The sequence below is a fragment of the Streptomyces sp. genome (assembly GCF_035563135.1).
In the GTDB taxonomy this organism is placed as follows: domain Bacteria; phylum Actinomycetota; class Actinomycetes; order Streptomycetales; family Streptomycetaceae; genus Streptomyces.
In genome coordinates this window covers 1-10,269 of sequence record NZ_DATMVN010000622.1, presented here as the reverse complement: position 1 = coordinate 10,269, position 10,269 = coordinate 1, and the positions used below count along the sequence as shown (strand labels likewise).

The window sequence follows — 10,269 nt, the reverse complement described above, 5'->3', positions numbered from 1 at the left end:
GGGAGCCGCAGGCCGAGAGGCGGGACTCCTCCTCAGGTCCCGTCCAGGGGGTCCGGCCCCCTAGGGGGAGCTCCGTAGGCGCGCCCAGGGGCCGTTCCTCCCACCGGAGGACGAGGCGGGGGGGCCGCGTTCCTTAACGTGTTCTTACATCGCCGGTGCGGCCGGCCACAGGGGCGGGGGTGGGGGAAACCCCCTCGAAAGACTGCGCCGGGCCCCAGCGCGCAGGGCCCCTCTTCCACCCGAGACTCGGAACGTACACAGGGACGTCCGCGCATCGACCGACATAGGAGAAAAAAAGTGACAACGGCTGTGACCATTCCCAGGCACGGGGACACTGGAGGGCGTACGGCCGTCGCTGCGCGGGCGCGGCAGGTCGTCAAGGCGTACGGGGCGGGCGAGACCCGCGTCGTGGCGCTCGACCACGTCGACGTGGACATCGTCCGCGGGCAGTTCACGGCGATCATGGGCCCGTCCGGGTCCGGCAAGTCGACGCTGATGCACTGTCTGGCGGGTCTGGACACGGTGACCTCGGGGCAGATCCATCTCGCCGACACCGAGATCACGGGCCTCAAGGACAAGAAGCTGACGCAGCTGCGCCGGGACCGGATCGGTTTCATCTTCCAGGCGTTCAACCTGCTGCCGACGCTCAACGCGATCGAGAACATCACGCTGCCGATGGACATCGCGGGCCGTAAGCCCGATGCCGGCTGGCTGCAGCAGGTCGTGGACACCGTCGGTCTCTCCGACCGGCTCAAGCACCGGCCCACCCAGCTCTCCGGCGGTCAGCAGCAGCGCGTCGCGGTGGCCCGGGCGCTCGCGGCCCGGCCCGAGATCATCTTCGGGGACGAGCCGACCGGGAACCTGGACTCCCGGGCCGGCGCCGAAGTGCTGGCGTTCCTCCGTACGTCGGTCGACGAGCTCGGCCAGACCATCGTCATGGTCACCCACGACCCGGTGGCAGCCTCCTACGCGGACCGGGTCCTCTACCTGGCCGACGGCTCCCTCGTCGACGAGATGCTGAACCCGACGGCCGAGCAGGTCCTCGACCGGATGAAGGACTTCGACGCGCGCGGGCGGACGTCATGACCGTGTGGAAGACCTCGATGCGCAACTTCCTCGCGCACAAGGGGAGGATGGCGCTCTCCGCCGTCGCCGTCCTGCTGTCGGTGGCGTTCGTGTGCGGCACGCTCGTCTTCACCGACACGATGAACACCACCTTCGACAAGCTCTTCGCGGCTTCGTCGGCCGACGTGACCGTGAGCCCGAAGGCAGCCGGGGGCGCCGATGACGTCCCGGAGAACGCCAGGCCCGCATCGCTGCCCGCCGCGGCCGTCGCGCAGATCGAGAAGGCCGACGGGGTGAAGGCGGCCGAGGGCGGCGTCATGAGCATGTCCGTCACGGTCGTCGACAGCCGCAGCAGGAACATGGGGTCGGAGACCGGCGCCCCGACGATCGCCGGCAACTGGACGCGTAACGACCTGCGTTCCATGGAGATCACCTCCGGGCACGCCCCGCGCGGCCCGACCGAGGTCATGGTCGACGCCGACACCGCCGAGAAGCACCACCTGAAGATCGGTGACGAGCTGCGCACCATCGCGGTCACCGGTGACATCGAGGCGAGGATCAGCGGTATCGCCGCCTTCACCGTCACCAATCCGGGCGCGGCCGTCGTCTTCCTCGACACGGCCACCGCTCAGCAGAAGCTGCTGGGTGCCCCCGGCGTCTTCACCCACATCTCCGTCACGGCCGACTCCGGTGTCAGTGACACCCGGCTGAAGGAGAACGTCGCCGCCGCCCTGGGCGACGGCGCCGCGTACAAGCTGCAGACCCAGGACGAGGCCGCCGCCGCGAACAAGGACTCCATGGGTTCCTTCCTGGACGTCATGAAGTACGCGATGCTCGGCTTCGCCGGGATCGCCTTCCTCGTGGGCATCTTCCTGATCGTCAACACCTTCTCGATGCTGGTCGCCCAGCGCACCCGTGAGATCGGCCTGATGCGGGCCATCGGCTCCAGCCGCAAGCAGGTCAACCGGTCCGTGCTCGTCGAGGCGGTGCTGCTGGGCGTCGTCGGCTCGCTCCTGGGCGTCGCGGCCGGCATCGGCCTCGCCGTCGGGCTGATGAAGCTGATGGGCGCCATCGGCATGGAGCTGTCCACCGGGGACCTCACCATCGCCTGGACGACACCGGTGACCGGACTGGCGCTCGGCATCGTCGTCACCGTCCTCGCCGCGTACGTCCCGGCCCGCCGGGCCGGCAAGGTCTCCCCGATGGCCGCCCTGCGGGACGCCGGCACCCCGGCGGACGCCAGGTCCGGCTGGGTCCGGGCGGTGACCGGCCTGGTCCTCACCGGGGCCGGCGCCGCCGGCCTGTGGGCGGCGACCAGGGTGGACGAGGCGAGCGAGGGCTCCCTCTACCTCGGCCTGGGCGTGGTCCTCACCCTCATCGGCTTCATCGTGATCGGTCCGCTGCTCGCCGGGGCGGTCGTGCGGGTGCTCGGCGCCGTCGTCCTGCGGCTGTTCGGCCCGGTCGGGCGGCTGGCGGAGCGCAACGCCCTGCGCAATCCCCGGCGTACGGGAGCGACCGGCGCGGCGCTGATGATCGGCCTGGCCCTGGTGGCGTGCCTCTCGGTCGTCGGCTCGTCCATGGTCGCCTCGGCCACCGACGAACTCGACAAGTCGGTGGGCACGGACTTCATCGTCCAGTCGAGCACCGGTCAGCTGATCGTGCCGCAGGCCGCCGAGGCCATCGAGGAGGTGCCCGGCATCGAGCACGTCACGCACTACAAGGTGCTCGCCGCGAAGCTCACCAACCCCGACGGTTCGACGGTGGACGAGCACATCACCGCAGCGGACCCGACGTATCCGCAGGACCTGCGGCGCGAGACCACCGCCGGCGACCTGTCGGAGGCGTACGGCGCGGACTCCATGTCGGTCGGGTCGGACTACGCCGCGCTGCACAGGATCGAGGTGGGCGACGAGATGACCGTCGCCTTCAAGGCCGGCGGCACCGCGAAGCTGAAGGTCGCCGCGATCACCTCGGACGACACGAGCGTCGACCAGGGCGCGATGTACGTCAACGCCACCACCGCCGAGCGCTATGTCGCCGCCGACAGGATGCCCCAGAACATGATCATGTTCGCGGCGGCGGAGGACGGCAGGGAGAAGGAGGCGTACGCCGCCCTCAAGAGCTCGCTCGCCGGGTACCCGCAGTACAAGGTGCAGAACCAGGCCGACTTCAAGCAGGACCTGAAGGACCAGGTCGGACAGCTGCTGAACATCGTGTACGGCCTGCTCGCCCTGGCGATCGTCGTCGCGGTGCTCGGTGTGGTGAACACCCTGGCCCTGTCGGTCGTCGAGCGGACCCGTGAGATCGGCCTGATGCGGGCGATCGGCCTGTCCCGCCGTCAGCTGCGGCGCATGATCCGGCTGGAGTCCGTCGTCATCGCCCTGTTCGGCGCGCTGCTCGGGCTCGGCCTGGGCATGGGCTGGGGCACCTCGGCGCAGAAGCTGCTGGCCCTGGAAGGCCTCGGGGTCCTGGAGATCCCGTGGCCGACGATCCTCACCGTGTTCGTCGCCTCGGCCTTCGTCGGACTGTTCGCCGCGCTGGTGCCGGCCTTCCGGGCCGGCCGGATGAACGTTCTGAACGCGATTGCCACGGACGGGTGACAGCACCGGACGTAGCATGACCGGTCCGGCCCCGGGACGTTCCTCCAGACGCCCCGGGGCCGGACCGCGTGGGGCCGCCGTCAGGCGTGCAGGACCGGCACGTCGTACTGGGGGATCCACTTGTCGCGGGTGACGACCGTCAGCCCTTCGGTCCGGGCCTGGGCGACGATGACGCGGTCGAAGGGGTCCCGGTGGACCGGGGGGAGGCGGCCGGCGTGTACGCCGTGGCCCGCGGTGATCGCAAGAGCCGTCAGCTGGCAGTCGCGGACCCGCTCTGCCAGGTCGCCGGGTCCCGCGAGCTTGCCGGCGGACTGCTTGATCGCGATCTCCCACGGGGTCGCGGCGCTGAGATACACCGCGGGCTCCGTGTCGATCAGATCTTTGAGTTCATCGGAAAGTTCAGGAGAGTCGTCGAGCCACCACAGGGCGACATGGGTGTCGAGCAGAAGACGCATCAGCGCATCCCGAAGGCTTCGGCGATGTCATCCGGCAGCTCGTCGAAGTCGTCGGCGATGTGAATCTGACCCCGGAGGGACCCCCGACCGGTTCGGCGTACCTTCGGATGCAGGGGCACCACCTTCGCGACGGGCTCCCCCGCCCGGCTGATCACGACTTCCTCGCCGGTCTCGACCTGCTGCAGTATGCGCGAGAAGTGGGTCTTGGCCTCGTGCACGTTGTACTGCCGGGCTGCTTCCATGACTGCCTCACAGGGCTGACGGGCGGACTAGCTGCCGGACTAAGGTTAGCTCCGCTGCCGCCGTACGGACAACGGCGTTCCCTCGCGCGGGTGACACACCGGCGTCGTACGCTGGAGGCCCCGGCCCGTCCCACGTGTCGGGTCCTTCGCGTTGCCCACTCGCCACACCGGACGGAATCCCTTCATGAGCCTGCACGGTCTGCTGGATGTCGTCGTCACCGACCCGGCGCTCTCCGAAGCGGTGAAGGCCGCCTCCGACGGCCACCGGGCCCATGTCGACCTGGTCGGTCCGCCCGCCGCGCGCCCCTTCACCGTGGCCGCACTGGCCCGCGAGGCCGGGCGCACGGTGCTCGCCGTCACCGCGACCGGGCGGGAGGCCGAGGATCTGGCGGCCGCGCTGCGGACCCTCCTGCCTCCCGACACGGTGGCGGAGTTCCCCTCCTGGGAGACCCTGCCCCATGAGCGCCTCTCGCCCCGCTCGGACACCGTGGGCCGCCGCCTCGCCGTGCTGCGCAGGCTCGCCCATCCCCGGCCGGACGACCCGGAGACCGGGCCGGTCAGCGTGGTCGTCGCCCCGGTCCGCTCCGTGCTCCAGCCGCAGGTCAAGGGGCTCGGTGACCTGGAGCCCGTCGCGCTGAGCAGCGGGCGGAGCGCTGATCTGGGCGAGGTCGTGGAGGCGCTCGCGGCAGCGGCGTACGCCCGTGTCGAGCTGGTCGAGAAGCGGGGGGAGTTCGCCGTGCGCGGCGGCATCCTGGACGTGTTCCCGCCGACCGAGGAGCACCCCCTGAGGGTGGAGTTCTGGGGCGACGACGTCGAGGAGATCCGCTACTTCAAGATCGCCGACCAGCGGTCCCTGGAGGTCGCCGAGCACGGGCTGTGGGCCCCGCCCTGCCGTGAGCTGCTGCTCACCGAGGACGTACGCACCCGGGCGGCGGCCCTCGCGGAGGAGCACCCCGAGCTGGGCGAGCTGCTGGGGAAGATCGCCGAGGGGATCGCCGTCGAGGGCATGGAGTCCCTCGCCCCGGTGCTCGTCGACGAGATGGAGCTGCTGCTCGACGTCCTGCCGAAGGGTTCGATGGCGCTGGTCTGCGACCCGGAGCGGGTGCGGACCAGGGCGGCGGACCTCGTGGCGACCAGCCAGGAGTTCCTCCAGGCGTCCTGGGCGGCGACGGCCGGTGGCGGCGAGGCCCCGATCGATGTCGGCGCGGCCTCCCTGTGGGGCATCGCCGACGTCCGGGACCGGGCCCGTGAGCTGGGCATGATGTGGTGGTCCACCTCCCCGTTCGCCGCCGACGAGGAGCCGGACGGCGACACCCTGAAGCTCGGGATGCACGCCCCGGAGGCGTACCGCGGGGACACCGCCCGCGCGCTCGCCGACACCAAGGGGTGGCTCGCCGACGGCTGGCGCACGGTGTACGTCACCGAGGGGCAGGGCCCCGCCTCCCGTACGGTCGAGGTGCTCGGCGGCGAGGGCATCGCGGCCCGCCTCGACCAGGACCTGGCGGAGCTCACGCCGTCACTCGTCCATGTCTCGTGCGGAGCCATCGACAACGGCTTCGTCGATCCGGCGCTGAAGCTGGCCGTGCTGACCGAGACGGACCTGACCGGGCAGCGCACCGCCACCAAGGACCTGGGCCGGATGCCGGCCCGCCGCCGCAAGTCCGTCGACCCGCTGACGCTGCAGGCAGGTGACTTCATCGTCCACGAGCAGCACGGTGTCGGCCGCTACATCGAGATGGTCCAGCGCACCGTGCAGGGCGCGACCCGCGAGTACCTCCTGGTCGAGTACGCCCCCGCCAAGCGCGGCCAGCCCGGGGACCGCCTCTACATCCCCACCGACCAGCTGGAGCAGGTCACCAAGTACGTCGGCGGCGAGGCCCCCACCCTGCACCGGCTCGGCGGCGCGGACTGGACGAAGACGAAGCAGCGGGCCAAGAAGGCGGTCAAGGAGATCGCCGCGGACCTGATCAAGCTGTACTCGGCGCGGATGGCGGCCCCCGGCCACGCCTTCGCCCCGGACACCCCGTGGCAGCGCGAGCTGGAGGACGCCTTCCCGTACGCGGAGACGCCCGACCAGCTGTCCACGATCGCCGAGGTCAAGGAGGACATGGAGAAGTCCGTCCCGATGGACCGGCTGATCTGCGGCGACGTCGGGTACGGCAAGACGGAGATCGCGGTGCGCGCGGCGTTCAAGGCGGTTCAGGACGGCAAGCAGGTCGCCGTCCTCGTCCCCACGACGCTCCTGGTCCAGCAGCACTTCGGCACGTTCACCGAGCGGTACGCCCAGTTCCCGGTCAACGTGCGGGCGCTGAGCCGCTTCCAGTCGGAGACCGAGTCGAAGGCGACGCTGGAGGGGCTGAAGGACGGGTCCGTGGACCTGGTCATCGGCACGCACCGGCTGTTCTCGTCGGAGACGAAGTTCAAGGACCTGGGCCTGGTCATCGTCGACGAGGAGCAGCGCTTCGGTGTCGAGCACAAGGAGCAGCTGAAGAAGCTCCGCGCCAACGTGGACGTGCTCACGATGTCGGCGACGCCCATCCCCCGTACGCTCGAAATGGCCGTCACGGGCATCCGCGAGATGTCGACGATCACGACGCCCCCCGAGGAGCGGCACCCGGTCCTGACCTTCGTCGGGCCGTACGAGGAGAAGCAGATCGGCGCGGCGGTGCGTCGTGAACTCCTGCGTGAGGGCCAGGTGTTCTACATCCACAACCGGGTCGAGTCCATCGACCGGGCCGCGGCGCGGCTGCGGGAGATCGTGCCCGAGGCGCGGATCGCGACGGCGCACGGGCAGATGGGGGAGAGCCAGCTGGAGCAGGTCGTCGTCGACTTCTGGGAGAAGCGGTTCGACGTCCTGGTCTCGACGACGATCGTGGAGTCCGGCATCGACATCTCCAACGCCAACACGCTGATCGTGGAGCGCGGCGACAACTTCGGTCTCTCCCAGCTGCACCAGCTGCGCGGCCGTGTGGGCCGTGGCCGGGACCGGGGCTACTCCTACTTCCTGTACCCGCCGGAGAAGCCGCTGACGGAGACCGCGCACGAGCGTCTGGCGACCATCGCGCAGCACACCGAGATGGGTGCGGGCATGTACGTGGCGATGAAGGACCTGGAGATCCGCGGCGCGGGAAACCTCCTCGGCGGCGAGCAGTCCGGCCACATCGCGGGGGTCGGTTTCGACCTGTACATCCGGATGGTCGGCGAGGCGGTGGCGGACTACCGGGCGGCGGTGGACGGCGGGGCCGAGGAGGAGCCGCCGCTGGAGGTCAAGATCGAGCTGCCGGTCGACGCGCACGTCCCGCACGACTACGCCCCGGGCGAGCGGCTGCGCCTGCAGGCGTACCGCTCGATCGCTTCGGCGAATTCGGAGGAGGACATCAGGGCGGTGCGCGAGGAGCTCACCGACCGCTACGGCAAGCTGCCGGAGCCGGTGGAGAACCTCCTGCTGGTGGCGGGCCTGCGGATGCTGGCCCGGGCCTGCGGGGTGGGCGAGATCGTGCTGCAGGGGCCGAACATCCGCTTCGCGCCGGTGGAGCTGCGGGAGTCGCAGGAGCTGCGGCTGAAGCGGCTGCACCCGAAGACGGTCATCAAGCAGTCCGCCCACCAGATCCTGGTCCCGCGTCCGACGGCGGGCCGGATCGGCGGGAAGCCGGTGGTGGGACGCGAACTCCTGGCGTGGACCGGGGAGTTCCTCACGACGATCCTGGGGTCGTAGGACGCGGGACCTGCCGCGCGTCGGCCCCGCCGGGTCTTCCGGCGGGGCCGACGCGCTTCTCGGAGTCAGATCGCCGGGGGCCTCTTGAACGCCACTCGGACGGTCTTGCCGACGACGTGGTGCTCCACACCGAATTCCGCGGCCAGTTGGGCGGCGAGATGGAGGCCACGTCCCGAGCAGCTCTCCTCGTCCGGTTCTCGTAGGACGGGTTGTCCTTCGCCGCTGTCCCGGACCTCCAGGCGTACGAGGTCATCAGTGGCGCTCAGACGCACGGCGAACTCCCTCCCGGGAGGGGCCCCGTGCACGAGGGCATTGGTCGCGAGCTCGGAGACGCAGAGCCTTATGTCCTCGATCAAAGGCGTCAGCCGCCACTCCGTGAGGACGTCGATGACGAAGTCGCGGGAGGCGCGGACAGACGTCTTCCTTCGAGGGAAGCGTCGTTGCTGCGACAGAGACACGGTGGTCACCCCGTTGCTCGTAGGCTGTGACGCGACGACCGTACTGCTATTCGCGAAAAGCATCAAGGTACTCTTTCGGGGGTCGCTTCGATTCGCCTACCGTGTGCATCGGTACGGTCCGTGGTGTCGCTTGCGAGGAGGAATCCATGGCTGAGGGTGAACCGGTCACCACGTCCGCTCGCTATGTGGTGCCGTCGGCGTCCGGTGCCGGTGACGCGTGGGCCGCCGAAGCGGCGGCCGGAGGGCGGCGAGGTACGCAGACGATCCTGCGTGCGGGCGAGGTGGCGGCCTCCGGCCGGGTGGCGGATCTGCTCGGTGTGGAGCGGGGCGCGCCGGTCGTCGAGCGGCAGCGGATCATGTACCTCGACGGTGAACCGTGCGAGTTGACCCACACCTACTACCCGTTGGAGATCGCCCGGGGGACGGCATTGGCTGCGGCTGCGAAGATCCGCGGAGGTGCTGTGCGGCTGCTCGCGGAGCTCGGGCATGTCGGCGCGAGGGCACGCGAGGATGTGGCCGCCCGGCTGCCCACCGAGAGTGAGCGGCGCTCGCTCTCGCTGGATGCGGGCGAGCCGGTCCTCGAACTGGCCAGGCTCACGCTTGCCGCCGGTGGCCGGCCGATCCAGGCGGACGTGATGGTGATGACCTCGCGCGGCCAGGGGCTGCGATATGAGATCAAGATCGGATGACCGTGCCTGGACATGATGTGGAGCCCGTGGACCGTCGTTCGCTCCATGAGCGGATCGCGGCCGACCTGCGGGAAGAAATCATGTCGGGGGATCTGCCTCCAGGGGCGAGTCTCCCTTCGACCGCGCAGCTGAAGGAGCGGTTCGCCGCTTCGAACGCCACGGTGCAGAAGGCGCTGCAGCTCCTGAAGGGGGAGCGGCTGGTGGTCGGCCGGCCGGGAGCCTCGGTGACGGTTCGCGACCACCGGCAGCGGACGATACGGCCTGCCTCCTCCATGGCGCCGGTGGCCGAGGGTGAGCCGTACCGCTGGCTCACTGAAGCTGTGGGTCCGGGCACCCGGGCGCACAGCACGCTGGTGGACGTCGGTGAGGCGGCGCCTCCGGCGGACGTGGCCGCCGCGCTGGGTCTGCCTCAGGGCGGTACGGCGATCCTTCGGCGCCAAGTGCTGTCGATCGACGACGAGCCGGCCGAACTCGTCTCCTCCTACTACCCGTTGGACATCGCTGCGGGAACCGCGATCACGGAACGCCGCAGGATTCCCGGAGGGACGCCCACCCTCCTGGCCGCTCTGGGGTACCCGCCCGGGCTCAGTGTGGACAGGGTCTCCGCGCGCGTGGCCACACAGGAGCAGTACGGCCTGCTGCGGTTGCCCGGCGACCTGCCCGTACTGCGGACCCTGCGTGTGGTGTTCAGTGACCAGGATCGCCCCATCGAGGCCACGGTGATGGTCAAGGCCGGACATCTCTACGAGGTGCAGTACGAGTTCACTCCGGGCGGTCCGGGGCGGCCGGCCTGAAGACCATCCCGGCCGCCGCGCGGAACGCCTCCTCCGGGGTGCGGCCTTCGAGGGCGTCGGAGAGGTTGCCGCTGAGCAGCAGGGTCGCGAAGCCGTGGGCAAGGGACCAGGCGGCGATGCCGGCCAGGCGGGCGTCCTCGCCGCGGGCCGTGCCGGGCAGGCCGTCGACGCCGGCGCGCAGCGCCTCGGTGGCGCGGGCCTTCGCGGTGAGCAGGGCGGGGTCGTCGGGGCGGTGCAGTTCCGGGCGGAAC

General features: G+C 70.5%; 9 protein-coding genes. 5 read left to right on the top strand and 4 right to left on the bottom strand.

Annotated features, from left to right (window positions below; genetic code table 11):
• The first annotated feature begins 297 nt into the window (after window positions 1–297).
• Complete coding sequence (locus tag VN520_RS27745; RefSeq protein WP_325749693.1) at window positions 298–1,086, top strand: ABC transporter ATP-binding protein; 789 nt, start codon at window positions 298–300, stop codon at window positions 1,084–1,086.
• On the top strand, window positions 1,083–3,665 hold the full coding sequence (locus VN520_RS27740) for an ABC transporter permease (protein ID WP_325749692.1): 2,583 nt from the start codon (window positions 1,083–1,085) through the stop codon (window positions 3,663–3,665). The genes VN520_RS27745 and VN520_RS27740 overlap by 4 nt, the downstream gene beginning before the upstream one ends.
• Window positions 3,666–3,745: 80 nt before the next feature.
• On the opposite strand, the gene VN520_RS27735 is transcribed toward VN520_RS27740, so the two are convergent.
• Window positions 3,746–4,120, bottom strand: a complete 375-nt coding sequence (locus VN520_RS27735; RefSeq protein ID WP_325749691.1) for a type II toxin-antitoxin system VapC family toxin — start codon at window positions 4,118–4,120, stop codon at window positions 3,746–3,748.
• Window positions 4,120–4,362: a type II toxin-antitoxin system prevent-host-death family antitoxin gene (locus VN520_RS27730; protein ID WP_325749690.1), complete on the bottom strand. Its 243-nt coding sequence runs from the start codon at window positions 4,360–4,362 to the stop codon at window positions 4,120–4,122. The genes VN520_RS27735 and VN520_RS27730 overlap by 1 nt, the downstream gene beginning before the upstream one ends.
• Window positions 4,363–4,546: 184 nt before the next feature.
• Here VN520_RS27730 and mfd point away from each other — a divergent pair, with 184 nt between their 5' ends.
• Complete coding sequence (gene mfd, locus VN520_RS27725) at window positions 4,547–8,077, top strand: transcription-repair coupling factor (protein ID WP_325749689.1); 3,531 nt, start codon at window positions 4,547–4,549, stop codon at window positions 8,075–8,077.
• A gap of 65 nt (window positions 8,078–8,142) precedes the next feature.
• On the opposite strand, the gene VN520_RS27720 is transcribed toward mfd, so the two are convergent.
• Window positions 8,143–8,535, bottom strand: coding sequence for an ATP-binding protein (locus VN520_RS27720; protein WP_325749694.1), 393 nt, complete (start codon window positions 8,533–8,535; stop codon window positions 8,143–8,145).
• A gap of 146 nt (window positions 8,536–8,681) precedes the next feature.
• Between VN520_RS27720 and VN520_RS27715 the strand changes: the two genes are divergently transcribed.
• Window positions 8,682–9,224, top strand: a complete 543-nt coding sequence (locus VN520_RS27715) for a UTRA domain-containing protein (protein WP_325749688.1) — start codon at window positions 8,682–8,684, stop codon at window positions 9,222–9,224.
• Complete coding sequence (locus VN520_RS27710; RefSeq protein WP_325749687.1) at window positions 9,221–10,018, top strand: GntR family transcriptional regulator; 798 nt, start codon at window positions 9,221–9,223, stop codon at window positions 10,016–10,018. Before VN520_RS27715 ends, VN520_RS27710 begins: the two co-directional genes overlap by 4 nt.
• Here VN520_RS27710 and VN520_RS27705 read toward each other — a convergent pair.
• The coding region (locus VN520_RS27705) for a WHG domain-containing protein (RefSeq protein WP_325749686.1) at window positions 9,987–10,269 on the bottom strand (283 nt) is incomplete at its 5' end. The genes VN520_RS27710 and VN520_RS27705 overlap by 32 nt on opposite strands.

Excerpts from the sequence above, each read along its gene's own strand:
- VN520_RS27710 (WP_325749687.1), top strand. The coding sequence starts at position 9,221 with ATGACCGTGCCTGGACATGATGTGGAGCCCGTGGACCGTCGTTCGCTC.
- VN520_RS27730 (WP_325749690.1), bottom strand. The coding sequence starts at position 4,362 with ATGGAAGCAGCCCGGCAGTACAACGTGCACGAGGCCAAGACCCACTTC.
- VN520_RS27740 (WP_325749692.1), top strand. The coding sequence starts at position 1,083 with ATGACCGTGTGGAAGACCTCGATGCGCAACTTCCTCGCGCACAAGGGG.
- VN520_RS27715 (WP_325749688.1), top strand. The coding sequence starts at position 8,682 with ATGGCTGAGGGTGAACCGGTCACCACGTCCGCTCGCTATGTGGTGCCG.
- mfd (WP_325749689.1), top strand. The coding sequence starts at position 4,547 with ATGAGCCTGCACGGTCTGCTGGATGTCGTCGTCACCGACCCGGCGCTC.
- VN520_RS27735 (WP_325749691.1), bottom strand. The coding sequence starts at position 4,120 with ATGCGTCTTCTGCTCGACACCCATGTCGCCCTGTGGTGGCTCGACGAC.